Source organism: Jatrophihabitans sp. (assembly GCF_035474675.1).
Classification (GTDB): Bacteria; Actinomycetota; Actinomycetes; order Mycobacteriales; family Jatrophihabitantaceae; genus Jatrophihabitans_A.
The window spans coordinates 20453-41651 of record NZ_DATINC010000107.1 but is presented as its reverse complement, the minus strand read 5'-3'; the positions used below and the strand labels follow the sequence as shown (position 1 = coordinate 41651).

Below are 21199 nucleotides of genomic sequence, written 5' to 3'. Positions count from 1 at the left end.
CTCAAGACGGGCTGCCAGCCACTTCGAACGTGCCGGGACTGCACTGTGCGCGAATTCTCCGCACGGCATGGGTCGACACGATGGGGAGGCAGCTGAGTGGGACGTCACAGCGCCCCCAGCTCGACCGCTCTTCCGCCTCCTCCCGAACCGGTTCTCCCCCGCCCCCGGCATGCCGCCGCCGAGTACCCGCCGGCCGAGCCCCGGGTCGGCATCCCCGGGCCGCTGGACAGTTCCGCACTGCACCGGCCGGCCCGGCACCGTTCGCCGTTCGACCAGCCGGGGCCCCGGCATCGTTCCGCACTCGACCAGCCGTCCCGGCACCACTCTCCGCTCGACCAGCCGGCCCGGCATCACTCTCCGCTCGACCAGCCGGCGGCCCGGCACCGTGCCGCGCTCGACCAGCCGGCCCGGCACCGCCACTCCCTCGAGCCGGCCGGCCGGCGTCGCGCGGCTGAGCAGGCCGGTTCCCGGCACCGGTCTGCGGCGGCGACCCGCGCGGCCGGCTCGCACCGGGCCAGGGCGCAACGGGCCGAGCCCGTCGTCGCGCCACCGCGAGCTCCGCTGTGGCGCCGGTCCCCGGCGGTGCCGGCCGCGGTGGCCGTGCTCGCGGTCTGGAGCGGGGCCAACGCGCCGCACCTGTTGACCCCCGGCCAGGCAGGTCCGCTGACGACGGCGACCGGCGTCAAGCTCGACCTCAGCGCGCTGGCCGCCGGGGTCGGCAATGCCGCTCCGGCCGGTGCCGCGACCCAGCCGGCCGGCAACCCGGTGTCGGACAGCCGGCTGTCGGACAGCCGGGTGTCGCGTACCAGCCGCACGCTGCTCGGGGCCGGGGCCACCGACACCACCACACCCGGCCACACCCCGGCGCCGAAGCCGACCGCCAAGGCAGCAGCCAAGGCGGCCAAGCCCGCCCCGCGGGTCGAACGCTGGGTACGGCCGAGCGCGGGCGCCGAGTCGTCCTGCTTCTGCATGCGCTGGGGCGAGATGCACGAGGGCATCGACCTGGCCGGCCCGATGGGCTCGCCGATCGTGGCGGTCGGCGACGGCGTGGTGGTCGAGGCGGGCCCGGCGGCCGGGTTCGGGCTGTGGGTGGTGATCCAGCACGCCAACGGCGACTACAGCATCTACGGCCACATGTACACCTACTACGTCAGCGTCGGCGAGCACGTGCGGGCCGGCCAGCACATCGCCGACATCGGGGCGAACGGCCAGTCCACCGGGCCGCACCTGCACTTCGGGGTCGCGCACGGCAGCCCGTTCGGCCCGTACCTCGACCCGGTGCCGTGGCTGGCGGCCCGCGGCGTCGATGTCGGCGCCTACGACCCGGACGCCTGAGCCCCTCAGCTCGATCGGCGATACTGCCAAGAGCTGCCGGTACGGTGCCGCAGCGCGACTCGAGGACGGCGGCCGCCACGATGACCATCTCCAGCGTGGTCCGGCGCCGTCCGCTCCCCCAGCTGGAACTGCCCGAGGCGATCGTGGCGCAGGGCCGGCACGCGATCGTGCTGCGCTGGCTGCTGTCGCGGGCGCTGACGCTGGCCATCCTGGTGTTCGGGCACGAGAGCGACGTCACCGGGGACGTGAAGTACTACGCCCGCAGCCTGCACCAGCTCGTCGAGGGCGGCTCGCTGCGCACCACTCTGCAGGAGTACCCGCTGCCGGTGTTCGGGGTGATCGGCCCCCAGTTCCTGCTGGGTTTCTTCAACCAGGTCGCCTTCGTCATCCTGTTCGTGCTGTCCATGCTGGCGGTGGACGCCGCGTTCACCGGCCTGCTGTGGCGCGGTGACGGCCGCCGGCGCGGTGACGCCACCAACCTGTGGCTGTGGTTCGTCCCGGCGATGGGGCCGCTGGCCTACTTCCGGTTCGACCTGGTGCCGGCGGTGCTGGCCGGCGGCGCGGTGCTGGCCGCGATCCGGCGGCCGGCGCTGGCCGGCGCGCTGACCGCCCTCGGCGCCGCCCTGAAGCTGTGGCCGGCGGTGATGCTGCCCACCTTCCTGATCCGCCGCGGCGACCGCCGCCGGGTGCTGGCCGGCTTCGTCGGCACCGGGGTGCTGGTCGGCGGTATCGCGCTGGCAATAGGCGGGATCAGCCGGACGCTGTCGCCGCTGCGCTGGCAGGGCGCCCGCGGGCTGCAGATCGAGTCGGTGGCTGCCACCCCGCTGATGCTGGCCCGGATGGTGCACCCGGTGGGCACCTGGGACATGCATATCTCGCAGTACAAGGCGTTCGAACTGTTCGGGCCGGGCGTGCAGCTGACCACCCGGATCACCACCGTGCTCACGGTGCTGGGCGGCCTGCTGCTGGTGCTGCTCTGGTGGCGCGCGCACTCGGCGGCGACGGTCTCGGCCGGCACGCTCGGCTGGCTGTTTCTGGCCACCGCCCTGGTCGTCACCGTCACCAACAAGACGCTCAGCCCGCAGTACCTGCTGTGGCTGGGCGGGCCGGCGGCGGCGCTGGCGGTCCGGGCGCCGGCCGACCAGGCGGTGCGCACCTTCGCCCGGGTGCTGCTGGTCACGGCAGTGGCCACCCATGTGGTGTTCCCGATCGGCTACAACGCGCTGCTCAAGACGCACTCGTTCATGCCGGTGGTGACGCTGGCCCTGGCCGCGCGCAACCTGCTGCTGCTCTGGCTGACCTGGTACGCGGTGCGCCAGGTCTGGACCCAGACCGGGCGGGCCAGGTGACGGTGCTGGCCACCGCTACCCGGTCGGTGCGCGCCCGGGTCGGAGCGCACTGGCAGGTGGCGCTGATGACCGGGCTGCTGTTCGTCGTCTACGGCGGCTACGGGCTGACCCGGCAGGCCACCTACCTGACCGCCGGCTACGACCTGGGCATCTTCGACCAGGCGGTGCGCAACTACGCCCGGTTCCGGGCGCCGGAGGTGCCGCTCAAGGGCACCCACTACAACATCCTGGCCGACCACTTCCACCCGATCATCGCGCTGGCCGCGCCGTTCTACTGGATCTGGGACTCGCCATCCGTCCTGCTGCTGGTGCAGATGGCGTTGATCGCGGCCTCGGTGCCGGTGGTGTACGCCTTCGCGCTGCGCCGGATGCCGCGGGCCGGCGCGCTGGTGGTGGCCGGCGCCTACGCGGTGAGCTGGGCGATCCAGGCCATGGTCGACTTCGACTTCCACGAGGTGGCCTGGGGGGTGCCGATCCTGGCGGTGGCCGTCGACGCGCTGGACCGCCGCGACGACCGGACGCTGCTGATCGCGGCCGGATTGCTGCTCGGGGTGCGCGAGGACATGGGCGCGGTGCTGGTGATGATGGGCCTGCTGCGGCTGGCCTGGCGTCCCCGGCGCACCGGCTACCTGCTGATCGGCGGCGGCCTGGCCGGCTATCTGCTGGTGACCGCGCTGGTGATCCCGGCGTTCGCACCGAACGGCCAGTTCGCCTACTGGACCTTCGACGCGCTCGGCCCGGACCTGCCGCACGCGTTGTGGACCATCGTGGCGCACCCGGTGCACACCGCCCAACTGCTGGTGACCCCGTCGATCAAGGCCGAGACGCTGGCCTACTTCTTCGTGCCGCTGGCGCTGCTGCCGCTGCGCTCGCGCTACAGCCTGATCGCGCTGCCGCTGCTGGCCGAGCGGTTCTTCAACTCCCGCGACCACCTGTGGACGACGCACTTCCACTACAACGCGCTGCCCTGGCTGGTGCTGGTGCTGGCCATGGTGGACGGCGGCGCCCGGCTGGGCGTCTGGCGCCGGATCTGGCTGTACCGGGCGATGCTGGCCTGGCTGGTGATCGTGCCGGTGTACCTGACCAGCGTCGCCAACATCACTGCCCCGGTGTTGCGCCGGATGCTGCTCGGCTCGGCCTGGCGGATGGACGATCACCTGCGCGCCCAGCAGGCGGCGGTGCGGTTCGTCCCGCACGACGTCTGCGTGTCGGTGGACGACCGGCTGGCCACCCAGCTGACCACCACCAACCGGGTGACGCTGCCGGGCATCCCCACCCCGCGCACCGACTTCGTGGTGCTGGACATGGGCCAGAAAGAGGTGGGCTACCTGCTGCCGACCCCGCAGCAGGTGCTGGCCGACTCTCGGGCGGCCGGCTTCGTGCAGGTGTTCTCGCAGGGCAACCTGCTGGTGCTGCGCTCGCCGGACTACACCGGCCCCAGCGCGCAGTGCCGCCCCTAGCTACCGGGCAGACCCGAGGTAGCTGTCAGGCTTCGCGACCGGGCGGAGCGGCGGGGTCATCCACAAACTATGCAGTCAGGGCCGCCGTAGACCAGGGCCGATGCTGAGATCGTTCTGGTCTGCCCCGCCTGGGTCAGCTTCAGGTTGGCCCAATAGGTCCTGTCCCGACCCTCTATGGAGCTGCCCTTCACCCTGATGGTGCACGTGGTAGCGCCATTGCAGTTCGTGCTCAGCACAGTGGTACCGAAGGTGACAGTCCAGCTCGTGGTATAGGTGCCGGACAGGTTGTGCGCAGCGAAGGTGATGTTGTGGTACGCGCCATCGCCTCCGCCGTCACAGGTGTTGGCCGTCCACGTACCACCGTCGAAGGAGCACCCGAGCACCTCGCTGCCGAATGCGTTGGCCGCCGGGCTGCCGACGACCAGCAACGCCAGTGCGGAAAGCAGGGCGAGGGCCGCTGTCCAGAATCTGCGCATGAGGGGCTCCTTTTAGGAGAAGTTGCGCGGACCATATAGTGCTGCACGAAATCGGTCAATACCGGGCTACATAGGGACTAACTGGAGTCAGGTTCGCGCTCATTCTGCGCGCAGTGCCGTCCCTGGTCGGGCGCTATGGCCGGCGACGCCACGGCGGGTCGGCGCGCTAGAGCTTGACCAGCGGGGCGAAGCGCAGCACCAGCCACTTGGTGCCCAGCGAGCCGAAGTCCACCTCGGCCTGGGCCTTCTCCGCGGCCCCGCGCAGCGCCACCACGGTGCCCAGCCCGAAGCCGTCGTGGCTGACCCGGTCCCCCACCTCCAGGCTGGGAATCGGCTTGGTGAGCTTGGCGGCGCCGAACGTCGACGGCCCGCTGGGGGTGAACCGGCGCGCGGCGGCCGGCCGGGCCCGGTAGCCGTGGTCGGAGTACTGGCCGCCGCCCCCACGATCAGAATCGTCCGGGTAGCCGGTGAACGGCTGCCGGTCCACCGCACCGCTCCAGCGCACGTGCTCAATCGGCACCTCGTCGAGGAACCTCGACGGCGGGTCGTAGGCCGGCTGGCCCCAGGCGGTGCGGGCCACCGCCCGGCTCAGGTACAGCCGCTGCCGGGCCCGGGTGATGCCGACGTAGGCCAGCCGCCGCTCCTCGGCGAGCTCGTTCGGCTCGGCCAGGGTGCGCTGGTGCGGGAAGATGCCGTCCTCCATGCCGGCCAGGAACACCACCGGGAACTCCAGGCCCTTGGCGGTGTGCAGGGTCATCAGGGTGACCACCCCGCCGCTGGCGTCCGGCACCGAGTCGGCGTCGGCGACCAGCGAGACGTGCTCCAGGAAGGCGTCCAGGTCGGCCGGCTCGTCGGCCTGGGCGCGTTGCTCCTCGAACTCGGCGGCCACGCTGACCAGCTCGCGCAGGTTGTCCACCCGGCTCTCGTCCTGCGGGTCGTGGCTGGCCTCCAGCTCGGTCAGGTAGCCGGTCCGGGTGAGCGTCTCCTCCAGGATGTTGCTCGGGGTGCCGTGCTCCTCGCTGGCCGCCAGCGTCCGCAGCTCACCCAGCAGCCGGACGAACTCGGCGATCGCGTTGGCCGAGCGCGGCGCCAGCCCCGGAATGGAGTCGGCCCGGATCAGCGCCTCGGCGAACGGGATCTGCTCCTGGCCGGCGAAGGTCTCGACGAACAGCTCGGCCCGGTCGCCGATGCCGCGGCGCGGGGTGTTGAGGATGCGGCGCAGGCTGACCAGGTCGGTCGGGTTGGCGATCACCCGCAGGTAGGCCAGCGCGTCGCGGATCTCCTTGCGCTCGTAGAACCGCACGCCGCCGACCACCTTGTAGGGCAGGCCGAGCCGGATGAAGATGTCTTCGAAGACCCGGGACTGGGCGTTGGTGCGGTAGAACACCGCCACCTCCGACGGGGCGGCCAGACCCGCGTCGCCGAGCTCGTCGATCTTCTGCGCGACCCAGCGGGCCTCGTCGTGCTCGTTCTCGGCGACGAAGCCCTCGATCTGCTCGCCGGGCCCGGCGTCGGACCACAGGTTCTTCGGCCGCCGGTCCGGGTTGCGGGCGATCACCGCGTTGGCCGCGCCCAGGATGGTCTGGGTGGAGCGGTAGTTCTGCTCGAGCAGGATGGTGGTGGCGTTCGGGTAGTCCCGTTCGAACTCGTCGATGTTGCGGATGGTCGCGCCGCGGAAGGCGTAGATCGACTGGTCGGCGTCGCCCACCACGCACAGCTCGGCACCCGGCAGCCCGCCGGTGCCCTCCGGCCCGGCCGGCACCGGCTTGCACAGCTCGGACACCAGGACGTACTGGGCGTGGTTGGTGTCCTGGTACTCGTCGACCAGCACGTGCCGGAACCGGCGGCGGTAGTACTCGGCCACCTCGGGCAGCCCCTGCAGCAGCGCGACGGTGCGCATGATCAGGTCGTCGAAGTCCATCGCATGGGACTCGCCGAGCCGGCTCTGGTAGCGGGAGTAGACCTCGGCGAGCACCTTCTCCGGCGCCGTGCCGGCCCGGTCGGCGAACTCGGCGGCCGAGATCAGCTCGTTCTTGAGGTTGGAGATCTGCACCGCCAGCGACCGCGCCGGATAGCGCTTGGGGTCGAGGTTGAGCTCGCGCAGCACCATGGTCAGCAGCCGGCGGGAGTCGTCGGCGTCGTAGATGGTGAACGAGGACTTCAGCCCGATGTGCTTGGCCTGGGCGCGCAGGATGCGCACGCACATCGAGTGGAACGTCGAGACCCACATGGCGTTGGCGCGGCCGCCGATCAGGTCGGCGACCCGGCTCTTCATCTCGCCGGCCGCCTTGTTGGTGAAGGTGATGGCCAGGATCTCGCCGGGCTTGACGCCCCGGGCGGCCAGCAGGTAGCCGATCCGGTGGGTCAGCACCCGGGTCTTGCCGGAACCGGCACCGGCCACGATCAGCAGCGGCGAGCCGGCGTGCTCGACCGCGCGGCGCTGCTGCGGGTTCAGCCCGGCCAGCAGCTTGTCGACCGACAGGGCCGGCCGGCGGGGCGGCGCGCTGCCGGCCGCCGGGTCCGGCTCCTGCTCCCGCTCCGCGACGCGCTGCACCTCGAAGGTGGGCGCGTCGAACAGGCCGGCGTCGGCGGCCACCGGCGCGGGGCGGCGGCGCGCACCGGTGGCGGTGGAGCGGGCATCGGCAGTCATCGCCGTTCAGCCTACGACGGGCCACTGTCAAAACCGCTGCCAGAGCACCGCCGGGAACACCGTCCGGGGCCGCGCCGACGACCATCCTCGAACAACCGGGTTGCCCGCGGCTGCCGGCACATGACACGATCAGCGATGTGCAGATCACCGGACACGAGTTTTATGGGTACCGCAGCGCGGTACCCATCCCGACCGGTTGACCTGACCCGCCACCGATCGCCCTGGGCCGCACGAGCCCGGGGCGTTTTTCGTTGTCGGGACCGGCGGCTCGATAGGCACCGCCCCATCGAGAGGAAACACCCCGTGCCGAACAGTGCCGACGCAGTCATCCCACCAGCTCCCGCCACCGCCGCCGAGACCCTTACCGCCTCGGCGGCCGACACCGCCATCGACCCCACGGCCATCGCCACCTGGCGGGGCCAGATCGATGCCCTCGACACCGCCATCGTCCGGCTGGTCGCCGAGCGCGCCCGGTTGTCCCAGCGCATCCAGGCCGCCCGGGTGAACGCCGGCGGCGCCCGGGTCGAGCTCGGCCGCGAGCGCGCCGTCCTCGGCCGCTACCGCAACCGGCTCGGCACCGAGGGCAGCGCGCTGGGCGAGGCGGTGCTGCGGGTCTGCCGCGGCACCCGCTAGCCGGGACGGCCCGCCCGGGTCAGACGATCCGGCGGTCGGCCGCCCACCGGGTCAGCTGGTGCCGGGAGGACAGCTGCAGCTTGCGCAGCACGTTGGAGGCGTGGGTTTCCACCGTCTTGACCGAGATGAACAGCTCCGAGCCGATCTCGCGGTAGGAGTAGCCGCGGGCCAGCAACCGCATCACCTCCTGCTCCCGGGGGGTGAGCTGGTCCAGCTCCGGATCGGTCGAGGTCAGCTGACCGCCACCGGGCATGCCTCCGTCCGGGCCGCCGTCGCGGAATGCGTCCAGCACGAAGCCGGCCAGCCTTGGTGAGAACACCACGTCGCCGTCGGCCACCCGCCGGATGGCGTCGGTAAGGTCCGCCCCGGAGATGGTCTTGGTGACGTAGCCACGCGCGCCGGCCCGGATCACCGCGATCACGTCCTCGGCGGCGTCGGAGACCGACAGCGCCAGGAACTTGGTGGCCGGCAGCTCCGGCAGCACGGCCGCCACCACCGCGGGGCCGCCGCCGTCGGGCAGGTGGACATCCAGCAGCACCACGTCGGGCTGGGTGTGCCGGATGGTGGCGACCGCCTCGGCCACGCTGGCGGCCTCGCCGACGATGTCCAGCCCGGTGCCGATCTCGGCCCGGACGCCGGCCCGGAACATGGCGTGGTCGTCGACCAGCACCACCGTGGGCCGGTGCCCGTTCCCGCTCGGAGTACTCATGAAGTCCCGTCCGTTTCCTCAGTCCAGCTCGACCCGTAGTTGCACCTCGGTGCCCTGGCCAGGAGCCGACCGGATGGTCGCGGTGCCGTGCTGGCGCTGCAACCGGCCCACGATCGAGCCGCGGATACCCTGCCGGCTCTCCGATATCCGGTCCGGGTCGAAGCCGGCTCCCCGGTCCCGCACGAACACCGAGGCGCTGTCGCCGGTGAGCTCGGCGTACACCGACACGGTGGTCACCTGCGCGTGCTTGGCGGCGTTGACCAGCGCCTCGCGGCTGGCCGCGACCAGCGCGTCCAGCCGGGCGTCCAGGGTGTGATCGCCGACCACCACCACGTCGACGGTGACGGCGTAGGTGTCCTCGACCTCGGCGGCGGTGGCCTGCAGAGCGGCGGCGAACCGGCCGGTGGGAACGCCGGTCCCGTACAGCTTGGTACGCAACTCGCGTTCCTGGCGGCGGGCCAGCCGGGCGACCTCGCGGGGTTGGGAGGCGTTGCGCTGGATCAGCGCCAGCGTCTGCAGCACCGAGTCGTGCAGGTGCGCGGCGATGTCGGCCCGCTCCTCGTTGCGGATGCGTTCCCGGCGCTCGGTGGACAGGTCCCGCATCAGCTTCAGCCACCAGGGCCCGGTGATCAGCGCCAGGCCGCCGGCGGTCACCAGCACCGCGGCCAGCGCCGCACCCGCCGCGGTGATGCCGGCCCGGGCCAGGATGAACACCGCGCCGGTGAGCACCAGGGTGACGCCGGCGATGATGCGCAGCCAGCCGATCCGGTCGGCGGCACCGGCGGCCAGCGACGAGCTCGACAGCCGGCGCCAGCGTTCCCGGTCGGTCTCGGAGGCCTGCCGCCACAGCAGCGCGCCGCCAAAGCAGGCCAGCAGCGACGGGGTGAACCACCAGCCCAGCGGCAGGGTGTGGGCGTTGACCAGCAGCACCCCGGCCGCGGCGACCGCCGCGACCAGGTACTGCACCGCCGAACGGGCCGAGCCTTCCTTGCCGTCCTCGGACCGGGTCTGCAGCACGATCCAGAACGCGCCGTAGAGCAGCACCCCGAGCCCGGCGCTGAAGGACAGCAGGACGAAGGCCAGCCGGACGAGCTTGCGCGGCAGGCCCAGGTGATCGGCCAGGCCGCCGGCCACCCCGCCGAGCACCCGGCCGTGCTGGGCACGGTAGAGCCGGTTGGTCTGCTGCGGCTCGGCCGGCAGGACGGCGGGAGGCGGGAACGTCGTCATCAGGTCACCATTCTGGCCGCTGCCGAGCCCGGCCGGCATCAGGTGAAGGCCCGAGTTCCTCCTGCCGCCCCGGGTGCGCGGCTCAGGGACGGTTGGGGGTGGTTCCCGATACCGTGGCAGCCGCTCCTGACCCAGGCTGAACGGCATGACGATGACTGACCCGCCGACGACCCCACCGCCCGGCCGGCCGCCTGGCTCGGCGGACGTGCCACCCGTTCCGCCGACCCCGCCGCCGCCCGGCTTCGGCGTCCCGCCGGGACCGTCCGGGGCCGGCCAGCCGCATGGGCAGCGCTGGCTGCGGCGCAGCCGTACCGACCGGATGGTGTCGGGCGTCGCCGGCGGCCTGGGCGAGTACTTCGCGGTCGACCCGGTGATCTTCCGGGTGTTGTTCGCGGTGCTGTCGTTCTTCGGCGGGGTGGGCCTGTTGATGTACGGGCTGGCCTGGCTGCTGATTCCCGAGCCCGACGTCAACACCTCCGCGCTGGACCGGGCGATCGGCCAGCTGCGGGTCCGCCGGGTGCCGCCGTGGCTGGTGCTGATCGGCGGGGCGATCGTGCTGTGGCTGGGCTGGTTCTCCTGGTGGTCGCCCGGGCCGACCTTCCCGGCGCTGATGCTGCTGGCGATCCTGCTGCTGGTGCTGATCAGGCGGGTCGGGCGGTCCGCACCGCCGGCCGGTACCGGCACTGCGTCTGGAGCGCCTGGGGCTGCGTCCGGGGCGGCCGGGGCTGCGTCCGGCGCTGGGACGGAAACGACCGGCGCAACCACCGCCGGGCCTGGGTCGGCGGAGAGCCCGACCCTGGAGTGGTCCCCGCCGGGCGCCGGGATTCCCGGCGTCGGCCAGCCGCTGATCCCGCCGCTGAACGACACCCGGCGCTCGATGCAGGCCTGGATCGCCGAGGCCAGCGCGGCCCACCGGGAACGGGTCCGCCGTCGGCGCCCGATCAAGGTCGGGGTGGCGGTGTGCCTGGCGATCGCCTGGACCGTGGTGGCGCTGGCCGACGCGTTCAACCGGGTGCCGTTCCCGGCCTACCTGTGGGTCGGCCTGGCGGTGCTCTGCACCGGCCTGGTGGTCAGCCTGGTCACCCGGCGGATGACGCTGTCGCTGCTCGTTCCGATCGGGGTGCTGACGGCGCTCACCTTCGTCCTGGGCGGCACCCGCACCAGCCTGACCGACGGCTCGGGCCAACAGGGCTGGAAGCCCGCCAGTGCCGACCAGCTGGTCGACCACCGCCAGTTCGCCGGCCAGACCACCTTGGATCTGACAGCCCTGACCGGCGTGCCGGCGGCCCGCACCGTGCACCTGGACCAGGCCGCCGGCGAGGTCCGGGTGCTGCTGCCGGCCGGCCTGAACGCCACGGTGATCGCCGATGTCCACCTCGGCGAGATCAGCAACGGACGCGACTACGACACCGGCCAGCACGTCAACGGCATGAACGTGCACTCCGAACTGCGGCCGCCCGCCGGGGTGAGCGGGCAACCGATCACCGTCTACGTCCGGCTGTCGGCCGGGCACGTCCAGGTGGAGCGAGCCACCAGCTGACCGGACCGGGCGGCGTCACACGCCGCCCGGTTCGATGGCCTCGGTGCCGGTAGCTCGCCGTACCGCCCGCACCAGCCAAAAGCCCCGCAGGTTCTGCTGATCCGGCTCGGGCCGGGCCAGGCCGGCACGGACGCGATCGATCTGCCTCTCGATGGCGTCGATCACCGACCAGCGGATCTGCGTCATGGGCCGTAATCGCCGCCAGTGCCGCGGGCTCACCGTGAGGCCGAACAGGCACGACAATGGCGGAAGAAGCCAGCACGCCATTCCGTATACGCCATTACCCGCTTCGCTGCCGATTGCATCGGCATTCATCGATTCCACCAAGCTCGCCTGCGCGACCAGGCCCACCAGCAGATAGAGCACTGCGAGCAGCGAACAGAGATAGAGAAGGTCCCAGCGTCGGGTTGCGAAGGTGACCGCTACACCGTGGGCGGCCAGTTGACCGATGACGAGGCTGGCAACAGCCTCGAGGCAGGACCTACCCAGGTAGCTCGCTACCGCAGGCCTGCCGCTGAGCATCGCCAATGCTGCGACCAGTACCAGCGCGATCACGCCCGCCGCAAGCACGGTCTGACCAAGCCGGTTCCACCGCTGGCGCCGGGCTTGTTTCCATCCGGCGTCCCGGCTGCGCCGCAACCAGTTGCTTTGGGCGGTTTGCAGGTTGGACAGCCGGTCTTCGGCATCGAGGCGCCGTAACGCCCTGTCGAGTACTCGGTCCTGTTCGATGACGAACGCGACGTCGGCGGACGCATATGCCAGCACCAAACCGAGACACAACAGTGCCGCGGCAAGGGAAAGGTTCAATCCCTCGTCCGGGCGGTGCGCCGCCCCGGCGACACCGATGACGACGCTGCCGATCCCGGTCGCGGTGGTCACGGCAGTCAAAGCTCTCCGCCGTCCTCGCGCCATGTCAGCTTCCGCGACCTGCCCGGCAGCCCAGAGGGTGGCCACCAGGGCGATCAGCACAGTTGCACTGACACCCAGCAGGCCCAGCGTGGTATCGACAGGCAGGGTCACCCCTTGGCTGAGCAATTCCTGCCCGGGCAGCGCGGTGACTATCAGCACGACCAGCACAAGAAATACATAGGTGAAGATGCCGAAACCGAAGATCAGCCAGGCCATCCGATGCGACAGGCGACTGCCGCGCCGGACGCTGACCAGATCCGGATCTACCGGCTGGCGCTCAGCATCCATCGCTACCCCATCACCTATGGCAGGTGCCCGTCAGGGCAACCGCTACCTCAGCGTTGACGCGGGCGATGCTATCTGCGCTGTCCGACGATTCCCGGCAGCTGAGTAGGTCAGCGCATGCTGGAGCCGAGTTCCTTGTCCTCCTCGGCCGCCCCGGTGGTCATCAGCTCGACGTTGTTGGCGACTTCGTCGCTGGTCAGCCGCACCCGCATCGCCAGCCAGAAGACCAGCGCCGACAGCGCGAGGATCACCAGGAAGCCGACCCCGAAGCCGATCGTCGAGGTGTTGCCGGCGTGCTTGCTCTTCTCCGGGTAGTCGCCGAGGTAGCTGATCAGGCACAGCCCGCCCAGCCACGGCAGCGCCCAGCTCGCGCCGGCCTTCCAGTCCAGCGCGGGCATGTTCTCCCGGTCGGTCAGGTGGAAGATGGCCAGCACCACGAACCCGATGGCGACCGCCACGAACAGCTTCCAGTTGGTGTCCCAGCCAGCCCAGAACACGATCATGTTCGAGCAGTAGAAGGCCAGGAACGGGATGACGTCGCCCCCCGGGAGCTTGAACGGCCGGTGGTGGTCGGGTAGCTGGCGGCGCATCGCGGCCAGCACGATCGGGCCGGAGCCGAAGGACAGCACCGTCGCCGAGGTGATGAAGCCGACCAGCTGCTGCCAGCTCGGGAACGGCAGGAAGACGATCAGCCCGACGATGAAGGTGAGCAGCAGGCCGATCAGCGGGACGCCGCGCGGGGTGGTCCTGGCCAGCGCCCGCGGGGCGTTGCCGTTCTTGGCCATGGCGTAGGACAGCCGGCCGGTGACCGTGGTGTAGATCAGGCCGGTGTCGGCCGGCGAGATCACCGCGTCGATGTAGAGCAGGGTGGCCAGCCACCCCAGGCCGATGGTGGTGGCGATCGAGGCGAGCGGGCCGGCGCTGTTCTCCAGCTGCCCCGAGACTCCCTCCCAGCCCTTAGACAGCGCGCTCGGCTCGACGGCGGCGATGAAGGCGATCTGCAGCAGCACGTAGATCAGGCCGGTGATCAGCACCGAACCGACCACCGCGATCGGGATGTTGCGCCGGGGGTTGCTGGTCTCGCCGGCGAGTTCGACGCCCTGGCGGAATCCCAGGAACGAGAACACGATCCCGCCGGTGGCGATCGCGGTGAAGACCGCGTGCAGGCCACCGTGGGAGAAGCCGTGGCTGGTGAAGTTCGAGCTGTGGAACTCGGTCAGGAAGAACGCCACGACCACCAGGGCGATGATGGCGAGCTTCCACCAGACGGCGACGTTGTTCACCCGGGCGAACCAGCGGACGCCGTAGTAGTTGATGACGACGAACGCCGCCATCGCGATCACCGCCACCACGTACCCGAGCGCGGTCAGGGTGTGCACCGTCTCACCGGCCACCTCGTGCTCGCGGGTGAAGCCGATGTAGCGGGTGGCGTACTGCAGGGCACCCTCGACCTCGATCGGGGCGACCGCCGCGGCGGCGATCCAGGTCACCCAGCCCATCGTGTAGCTGGCGAACGAGCCGAAGGAGATGTGCGGGAACCGGATGACCCCGCCGGACACCGGGAACATGGTGCCGAGCTCGGCGTAGACCAGCGCGATGATCATGATCATCACCGCGCCGATCACCCAGGAGAAGATCGCCGCCGGGCCGGCGAGCTCGGAGGCTTCCAGCGCCCCGAACAGCCACCCCGAGCCGATGATGGACCCGACCCCGGCGAACAGCAGGCCGACGGTGCCGATGTCGCGGCGCATGTTCGGTTCGACCTCGGCACCGGTGGTGTCGCGCGGTGATGGCGTTTTGTCTACGGCGGTCATTGAGGCACTCCCCAGATGCTCGCGCCGGTGGTCGCTGCTCACCCCCGGTGGTACGGGTCACACAGACCTACAACATTCTCAAGTTACTCCCAACGGTCACTGGACCGCATCCCACCCCATCCTGCCGGCGGTCACACCGGATCGGTGTCGGCCAGGGTGCCGTCCAGCAGCAGCCAGCGGGTGATGCCGATCCCGCGCAGGAACGCCGTGTCGTGGCTGGCGACGATCAGCGCGCCCCGGTAGGACTCCAGCGCGTCCGTCAGCTCGCCGACGCTGGCCATGTCCAGGTTGTTGGTGGGCTCGTCCAGCAGCAGCAACTGCGGGGCCGGCTCGGCCAGCAGCAACGCCGCCAGACTCGCCCGGAACCGCTCGCCGCCGGACAGCGTGCTGACCGGTTGGTCGGCCCGCCGGCCGCGGAACAGGAACCGGGCCAACCGGGCACGGATCTGGTTGTCGGTGGCGTTCGGTGCGAACCTGCAAACGTTCTGCGCCACGGTGAGCGCGCCGTCCAGCACGTCCAGCCGCTGCGGCAGGTAGCGCACCGGGACCGGCACCGACACCGAGCCGCCGGCGGGCTCCACGGCGCCGACGATGGTGTCGAGCAGCGTCGTCTTGCCGGCCCCGTTGCGCCCGACCAGCGCGACCCGTTCCGGCCCGCGCAGCTCCAGGTCGGTCGGCTGCTGGCACCGGGTGCGCAGCTGCCGCAGGGTGAGGACGTCCCTGCCGGGCGGCACCTCGGTCGCGGGCAGGTCGATCCGGATCGTGCGGTCCTCGCGTAGCGCCTCCTCGCTGCGGGCCAGCCGCTCCTTGGCGTCGGCGAGCCGCTCCAGGTGCAGGGTGCGGTGCTTGCCGGCCGCGACCTGGGCCTGCCGCCTGCGCTCGTTCATGACGATCTTCGGCTCGCGCTTGGTGTCGTGCATCTTCTGCCCGTAGCGCAGCCGGCGGTCCAGCTTGACCCGGGCGTCGGCGAGCTCGCGCTGCTGGCGCCGCAAGTCCTGTTCGGCCACCCGCACCACCCGCTCGGCAGCTTCCTGCTCCTGCGCCACCGCCGCTTCGTAGCAGGTGAAGTTGCCGCCGTACCAGCGGATCTCGCCCTTGCGCAGGTCGCCGATCTGGTCGACCAGCTCGAGCAGATCCCGGTCGTGGGTGACGACCAACAGGCTGCCCCGCCAGCTGCGGACGGCATCGTAGAGCCGCTCCCGGCCGGCCAGGTCCAGGTTGTTGGTGGGCTCGTCCAGCAACAGCACCGCCGGTGCCTGCAGGAGCTGCGCGGCCAGGCAGAGCAGCACCGACTCACCGCCGGACAGCTCGCCGATCCGCCGGTCCAGCGCCACTCCGGTCAGCCCGAGCGAGTCCAGGGTGGCCCGGGCCCGCTCGTCGACGTCCCACTGCTCGCCCACCACGGTGAAGTTGGCCTCGCTGCTGTCGCCGTTCTCGATGGCACGGAGCGCGGCGCGGACCTCGGCGATGCCGAGCGCCTGCTCGACGGTGACCGCCGCGGCCAGCGACACGTCCTGGGGCAGGTAGCCGAGTTTTCCGTGCACGGTCACCGAGCCGCCGGTCGGCCGCAACCGGCCGGCGAGCAGGTGCAGCAGGGTCGACTTGCCCGAACCGTTGACGCCGATCAGGCCGGTACGCCCGGTGCCCACGGTCATCGACAGGTGGTTGAACACCGGCTCGCCGTCCGGCCAGCCGAACGACAGGTCGGTGCAGACGACGGCGGACGTAGGGGTAGACATGGGTGCCCTCCGAGGGAGAGGTGAGTCGACTGGGACCCGTGGCGGTCGCGCGGGAACACCGCGGACCGCTTTCCCTCAGTAGCGCAACGGCTTGTCCTTTCCTCGGCTGGCTTCTTCACCGTACGGCGTGCCCATGCCGGGCCGCCACGCATTTTCCGGCTTTCCTTTCCCGGACCGCTGGAGAACGTTTAGCCGTCAGCGGTCAGGAGGTCTGAGTACCGGCTTTCCGCGCCGAGGGAAACGCCGACCTCACGGAGCGACCGGACCTGCTCGGCAGCCGGCCGGATGTGGTACTCGTAGAGCTGGACGCACAGGTTCTCGAAGGCAACCAGGTGCTCCCCCGCCCGGATCAGCACCTCGATCTGGTCGATGGTCTCGGCTGGCAGCCCGACCGCCGCATCCATCGCCTGGTGCAATCGCACCACCACCTCGCCGCGGTTCAGCGTCGACCGGCCGGGCGCCGCACCGTTGCGTAGCACCGGGACCAGCAGGGCCAGGGCCACCGCCTGGGTGACGAGGATGAACAGCGCGGCGGCCGTGCTGCCGTGCTCGTACAGCCAGCCGATCAGCGCCGCTCCGGCCAACCACGCCAGGCCGTAGACGGCGGTGAAGGTGCCGTACCCGGCCCCGCGGCGGTGCGACGGCACGAAGTCGGCGACGGCGGCCCGCATGGTCGACTCGTGCACGCCCATGGCCGCGCCCCACACCACGGCGCCGACCACGAACAGCGCGGCATGGTTAGAGAACGACAGGTACGGCACGGCCGCGGCCAGGAACGGCAGGGCGAGCAGCCCGCGCAGCCCGAGCCGGTCGTAGATCCTGCCGAAGGCGACGGCGGCGACCGACGCCGCAGCCATGGCCAGCGCATACAGCACCGGGACCACGGCCGGGCTGATCAGGTGCCGGCTGGTCAGCGAGTAGGCCAGGACAGCCCAGGTGGAGAAGCCCAGCATGGTGGCTGCCGAGAATGCCGCGTACTGCCAGAAGCGCCGGGGCAACCCCTTCTCCAGCCGCAGCTTCTTCTGCTCCGCCAGCTGCACGGCCGGCTCCCAGGCCAGCGGGTCGGGGGCGGCGACACGCAGCCGGGTCAGCGCGAGCAGCGCCAGGCCGCCGGGAATGGCCAGCAGTGCAAAGGACAACCGGTAGTTCCCGCCGGACGCGAGGACTGCCGCGATCAGCAGCGGCCCGACCATCGCGCCGATCTGGTCGAGGGCCTCGTGCAGGCCGAAGGCATAACCGCGGCCCAGATCCGTCGAGGCGTGCGCCAGCATGATGTCGCGGGCCGGGGCACGGACCGCCTTGCCGACGCGTTCGCCGTTGTAGAGCAGGCCCGCGGCGGCCAGGTTGCCGGTGACCGCCAGCAACGGCACGCAGACGAGGGTGATCAGGTAGCCGGCGACCGTCTGTGGCCAGGGCCGGCCGGTGCGGTCGGCCCACCGGCCGGTGAACAGCCGCAACACCAGCGCGGCAGCCTCACCGGCGCCGGTGAGCAGGCCGATCACCGCCGCGGTGGCACCGAGTGAACCGAGGTAGGGGCCGATGACCGACCGGGCGCCCTCGTAGACGACGTCGGCGAGCGCGGACACCACGCCGAACCCGACGACGAAGCGCACCGGCGAGATCCGGTTCGGGCCCGGCACGCCCGCGGCAACGGGTGCCGGGGCCGGCTCATCCGGCATGGCCATGACCCAGCCTCAGCGTCGCTCGGTTCATGTCCTCGACGGTACGAGGCTCGGTCGGGGTGCGAGAGAGCAGATCCAGCCTCCTACCTTCAGTGCGCCACACCGACGAACGTCCTGCCCATAACGTTCTGCCCAGAGGGCAGCCGCGTACAGGGCATCGCCGGATCTTCGGCCGGGACCTCGGGGGGACACGAGAAGCTGGCACAGCACCTCCTTGCCAACCCAGCGGAGGATGCGGAATTCGAGGACCTAGCCTTAGTTGCCACAACGCGGTGGTTGCAAAGACGATCCCTGCGCATAAGGTCAACCACCAGAGCGCCTTGTGCTCGCCTGCATATTCGGAAATGTGCTGCCGGATTCCCATCCCGGGCTCGGTCGGGCGTAGGCGAGGTGGGGAAGCTATCCCAATATGTAATTGATCCTAATTCCCTGCATCCTATTCTGGCTGTTCAACTAGCCCGGGAACCCGAGTACCACTGTTCGGAATCATGTTAGATTTGGATTAAATGTCAGGGGTAGCCGTTATCGTCATAGACATGGGACATGCGGTAAGGAGGTCCGGTGACCCAGTCGGCGCCTGAGCCCTCTGCGAGCGACGGCCGATCGTCGCCGCTTTCCGGACCCGAAGCCGAACAACGACGTGCTCTATTCAACTATCTCACCGCCGCCGCGTTCGACGACTATGTGGCGGTCATGGACCTGTTCACGGCCACCCTGCTCGCGGACCTGTCCGCGTCCGAGGTCGCCGCGCAGCTGGGCGAAGCCGGTATTGACTTAACCGCCGAACTCGCCGAAGAGCGTTGCCAGAAGCTGGTCACCTGGGGCAACCTGGTCCGCTCCGTGCGGGATACCCGGGTCCCCACGATCACCGCCTACCAACGCTCCCGCGCCCGTTACCAGGTGTCCAAACTCGGCGGCCGGCTTCACCGTCAGGCGTCAGAAATCCTGCAGATCGCGGACGGCGCCCAGGAAGTCGCTCGGGAGCTACTCGCCCGCATCGCCGACACGCTTCGCGACATCGGGCTACTGGTGGCGAACCCGCACCGCGAAGTGGACCAGGAAGCGCTCGCCGGTGCGGTTACCTCCGTCTTCAACGATCACCGGCTGTTCACCTCGTCGGTCACCGACTTCTACGCCTACCTATCCGGTGTCCTGACTCGCTACGACCTCGCCGGCGAGGAGTACGCCCGGTTCAAAGACTTGCTGCTGTCCTACGTCGAGCTGATCTCCGCCGATGTGAACCGCAACGCTCCCCTCATCATCGACCGCATCACCAATCTGCTGGCCATGATCGACTTAGTCATCAACAACCTGCCCGCCGTGCCGAACGACGACTCAGGCTTGCTGCACATGGAGCGACTGCCCGGCCGTACCTCAGCCGAGTGGGAACAGCTCGCCGCCTGGTATGGCGCAACCACCGGCAGGTCCGGGCCCGAACAGCTCCGCGGCGCCGCACGCCAGGCCGTCGGACAGCTGCTCGCGAACGCGAAACGAATGGTTGCCGCACCAGGCACCGGCGTATCCCGCCGGGCAGACATGCTCAAGCTCGCCGGCTGGTTCGCGACCGCGGACACCGACACCGCACACCGGCTGTTCGACGCGACCTTCGCTGCCTACTCGTCCCGTCACCTACTGCTGGGCCCGGAAGAGCTCAGCGTTCGCGGCACGGCCACCCAGTCCTGGTGGGAATCCGATCCAGTGGACGTGCCCGTCTCGCTGCGTGAACGCGGCGACCGGGCCGCTCGCGGCCGGACATCACGAGTTCCCGACCCCGCTCTGGACCGAGAACGGCTGCTGGCCGCAGCAGAGGAACGCGCCCGCCGGCGGCGCGCCGCAGCCCGGGAGCTGTCCGCTGCCGGCACCCTCAACGGGGCGCGAGTGTCACGGGTCGCCCGTGCCATCCTGCTCGACAAGCTCGGCCCGCTACTCGCCGCGGCCGGCCCAAGCGCCGCCGCTATCGAGTCGATCGATTCCGACCTGGACCTGATCGTGCGGGCCGAACCGTCCCCGGGTCGGCACACCGTCGTCTACGCCGACGACGGCACCGTCCGGGTCGAGAACATCCAGCTGACCGTCCGGCCCGTCACCGGCTACCTGGCAGAGGATGCGAGAGCCGCCCGATGAGCCCGTCACTGGGCACCACCGACCGGGCCGCGCGGGAACGTGTCGACGCGGCCCGCGCCCTGCTGGCCCGTCCAATCCTCACCAGAGCCGGCGACCCCGACCTGCTTGCCTTGGTCCGATTGCACGCCCAGGCGTTGCGTCGGGCGTTCGGTGAGTACCTCGGCTACACACTCGTCGTCGAAGCCGGGTTCGCCCGCCTCATCAAGGGCCCGCTCGACGCTGACGCACCTGCCCGGCCTGCCCGTCGTGGCGACGGGCAGGACTTCACCCCAGCGACGTATGTGTTCCTGGCGCTGCTGTGTGCGGCGCTGCTCGCACCGGACACCGGCGAGCAGATCCTCATCTCCACCCTCATCGAGCAGGTCCGCGCCGACGCGGTCACCTTGAGCATCGACATCACCGACCAACTGCCGGACCGGCGCCGGCTCGTGAACGCGCTCAGCCTGCTCGTGTCGTGGGGTGTCATCGAGGAAACCGACGGCACCGCCGTCGGGTGGAGCGAACGGCGCGACGAGACGCTGCTCACGATCAACCGAGCGTTGCTGCCGCACCTGCTTGCCCGACCGCTGCTGGCCGCCGACATCCCGCAGGACACGTGGGCGATCGACGAGCAGCTTGCCGAGCAGCCCCGCAGATCGCTGCGCCGCAAGCTCGTGGAGAACCCGCTCGTGCGCCGAGAAGACCTCACTGACGCCGAGCAGGACGTCCTGTCGCGCGAACGAACCGAACAGAGCCGCATTCTCGAGGAGTACTTCGGACTCACCCTCGAAGTTCGGCTGGAAGGCGCGCTCGCCTATGACTCGTCTTCGGCGACGACTGACATCGCGTTTCCTGGGACCGGCAGTGTCAAGCAAGCTGCGCTGCTGCTGCTGGCCGAACTCACCGATCGGCTTGAGCCCGAATCCGGCACGGCCGCCGTCACCGACGACGGTCGCGCCGTTCCCGGAGCCGCCGCGTCCCTGACCGTGGTTGACGAGGTGCTGGCCATCCTTACCGAACGGCACGCCAAAGCATGGGGTGCCGACGCAGTCGAGAACCCCGAGGGATTCCGGAACTCCGTACTGAACGTGCTGAACGAGGTAAGTCTGGCCCGTACCACCAGCGATGGCATCATCATCCACCCGGCATCGGCGCGCTACCGACCACTGCCGGAAGCGTCCGCACCGACCCGCGCCGCCCGCCGAGCCGTGACCCTGGTCGACCAGGCAGGGCTGTTCGGATGAACCCGTCGCCCCACTCGCTGCGCCCAGCACCACGGCCCACCCAG

The 21199-nt window shown here is 70.6% G+C and carries 15 protein-coding genes; 7 read left to right on the top strand and 8 right to left on the bottom strand.

Going from position 1 to position 21199, the window contains the following annotated elements; genetic code table 11:
- Positions 1-96: 96 nt before the first annotated feature.
- From VLJ82_RS12940 to VLJ82_RS12930, 3 genes are all read left to right on the top strand, one after another.
- A complete protein-coding gene (locus tag VLJ82_RS12940) occupies positions 97-1335 on the top strand; it encodes a M23 family metallopeptidase (protein ID WP_408663771.1) in 1239 nt (412 codons plus the stop codon).
- 80 nt (positions 1336-1415) lie between these two features.
- The gene (locus tag VLJ82_RS12935; protein WP_408663770.1) at positions 1416-2684 is read left to right on the top strand and encodes a glycosyltransferase 87 family protein; all 1269 of its coding nucleotides are present in this window, start codon (positions 1416-1418) and stop codon (positions 2682-2684) included.
- Entirely contained in the window at positions 2681-4144 is a 1464-nt protein-coding gene (locus tag VLJ82_RS12930) for a DUF2079 domain-containing protein (protein ID WP_408663769.1), read from the top strand. The genes VLJ82_RS12935 and VLJ82_RS12930 overlap by 4 nt, the downstream gene beginning before the upstream one ends.
- A gap of 56 nt (positions 4145-4200) precedes the next feature.
- Here VLJ82_RS12930 and VLJ82_RS12925 read toward each other — a convergent pair whose 3' ends face one another.
- Positions 4201-4620 carry a hypothetical protein gene (locus VLJ82_RS12925; RefSeq protein WP_408663768.1) on the bottom strand — a complete coding sequence of 140 codons (420 nt, stop codon included), beginning with the start codon at positions 4618-4620 and terminating at the stop codon, positions 4201-4203.
- 166 nt (positions 4621-4786) lie between these two features.
- Entirely contained in the window at positions 4787-7270 is a 2484-nt protein-coding gene (gene pcrA, locus VLJ82_RS12920) for a DNA helicase PcrA (RefSeq protein ID WP_408663767.1), read from the bottom strand.
- Between the two features lie 303 nt (positions 7271-7573).
- Here pcrA and VLJ82_RS12915 point away from each other — a divergent pair, with 303 nt between their 5' ends.
- On the top strand, positions 7574-7903 hold the full coding sequence (locus VLJ82_RS12915; RefSeq protein WP_408663766.1) for a chorismate mutase: 330 nt from the start codon (positions 7574-7576) through the stop codon (positions 7901-7903).
- A 19-nt stretch (positions 7904-7922) separates the two neighbouring features.
- Here the strand turns inward: VLJ82_RS12915 and VLJ82_RS12910 are convergent, their stop codons facing one another.
- Positions 7923-8612, bottom strand: coding sequence for a LuxR C-terminal-related transcriptional regulator (locus VLJ82_RS12910; RefSeq protein WP_408663765.1), 690 nt, complete (start codon positions 8610-8612; stop codon positions 7923-7925).
- A gap of 18 nt (positions 8613-8630) precedes the next feature.
- Positions 8631-9839 carry a PspC domain-containing protein gene (locus tag VLJ82_RS12905; RefSeq protein ID WP_408663764.1) on the bottom strand — a complete coding sequence of 403 codons (1209 nt, stop codon included), beginning with the start codon at positions 9837-9839 and terminating at the stop codon, positions 8631-8633.
- Between the two features lie 145 nt (positions 9840-9984).
- On the opposite strand from VLJ82_RS12905, the gene VLJ82_RS12900 reads away from it, so the two are divergent.
- Positions 9985-11379: a PspC domain-containing protein gene (locus VLJ82_RS12900; RefSeq protein WP_408663763.1), complete on the top strand. Its 1395-nt coding sequence runs from the start codon at positions 9985-9987 to the stop codon at positions 11377-11379.
- 15 nt (positions 11380-11394) lie between these two features.
- On the opposite strand, the gene VLJ82_RS12895 is transcribed toward VLJ82_RS12900, so the two are convergent.
- The 4 genes from VLJ82_RS12895 to VLJ82_RS12880 all read right to left on the bottom strand — a co-directional run bounded on the left by VLJ82_RS12895 (position 11395) and on the right by VLJ82_RS12880 (position 17811).
- Complete coding sequence (locus VLJ82_RS12895; protein ID WP_408663762.1) at positions 11395-12576, bottom strand: hypothetical protein; 1182 nt, start codon at positions 12574-12576, stop codon at positions 11395-11397.
- A 107-nt stretch (positions 12577-12683) separates the two neighbouring features.
- The gene (locus VLJ82_RS12890) at positions 12684-14387 is read right to left on the bottom strand and encodes an APC family permease (RefSeq protein ID WP_408663761.1); all 1704 of its coding nucleotides are present in this window, start codon (positions 14385-14387) and stop codon (positions 12684-12686) included.
- Positions 14388-14518: 131 nt separating this feature from the next.
- A complete protein-coding gene (locus VLJ82_RS12885) occupies positions 14519-16126 on the bottom strand; it encodes an ABC-F family ATP-binding cassette domain-containing protein (protein ID WP_408663760.1) in 1608 nt (535 codons plus the stop codon).
- 188 nt (positions 16127-16314) lie between these two features.
- Positions 16315-17811, bottom strand: coding sequence for an MFS transporter (locus VLJ82_RS12880; protein WP_408663759.1), 1497 nt, complete (start codon positions 17809-17811; stop codon positions 16315-16317).
- A 558-nt stretch (positions 17812-18369) separates the two neighbouring features.
- On the opposite strand from VLJ82_RS12880, the gene VLJ82_RS12875 reads away from it, so the two are divergent.
- On the top strand, positions 18370-19932 hold the full coding sequence (locus VLJ82_RS12875) for a DUF2397 domain-containing protein (protein ID WP_408663758.1): 1563 nt from the start codon (positions 18370-18372) through the stop codon (positions 19930-19932).
- Positions 19929-21155 (top strand): TIGR02678 family protein, encoded by a 1227-nt coding sequence (locus VLJ82_RS12870; protein ID WP_408663757.1) that lies wholly within the window; start codon positions 19929-19931, stop codon positions 21153-21155. The genes VLJ82_RS12875 and VLJ82_RS12870 overlap by 4 nt, the downstream gene beginning before the upstream one ends.
- Positions 21156-21199 lie beyond the last annotated feature (44 nt).

Bases quoted from the DNA above. Each gene is read 5' to 3' on its own strand.
- VLJ82_RS12925 (WP_408663768.1), bottom strand. From the start codon at position 4,620: ATGCGCAGATTCTGGACAGCGGCCCTCGCCCTGCTTTCCGCACTGGCG.
- VLJ82_RS12905 (WP_408663764.1), bottom strand. From the start codon at position 9,839: ATGACGACGTTCCCGCCTCCCGCCGTCCTGCCGGCCGAGCCGCAGCAG.
- VLJ82_RS12900 (WP_408663763.1), top strand. From the start codon at position 9,985: ATGACGATGACTGACCCGCCGACGACCCCACCGCCCGGCCGGCCGCCT.
- VLJ82_RS12910 (WP_408663765.1), bottom strand. From the start codon at position 8,612: ATGAGTACTCCGAGCGGGAACGGGCACCGGCCCACGGTGGTGCTGGTC.
- VLJ82_RS12890 (WP_408663761.1), bottom strand. From the start codon at position 14,387: ATGACCGCCGTAGACAAAACGCCATCACCGCGCGACACCACCGGTGCC.
- VLJ82_RS12935 (WP_408663770.1), top strand. From the start codon at position 1,416: ATGACCATCTCCAGCGTGGTCCGGCGCCGTCCGCTCCCCCAGCTGGAA.
- VLJ82_RS12895 (WP_408663762.1), bottom strand. From the start codon at position 12,576: ATGGATGCTGAGCGCCAGCCGGTAGATCCGGATCTGGTCAGCGTCCGG.
- pcrA (WP_408663767.1), bottom strand. From the start codon at position 7,270: ATGACTGCCGATGCCCGCTCCACCGCCACCGGTGCGCGCCGCCGCCCC.
- VLJ82_RS12870 (WP_408663757.1), top strand. From the start codon at position 19,929: ATGAGCCCGTCACTGGGCACCACCGACCGGGCCGCGCGGGAACGTGTC.
- VLJ82_RS12880 (WP_408663759.1), bottom strand. From the start codon at position 17,811: ATGGCCATGCCGGATGAGCCGGCCCCGGCACCCGTTGCCGCGGGCGTG.
- VLJ82_RS12885 (WP_408663760.1), bottom strand. From the start codon at position 16,126: ATGTCTACCCCTACGTCCGCCGTCGTCTGCACCGACCTGTCGTTCGGC.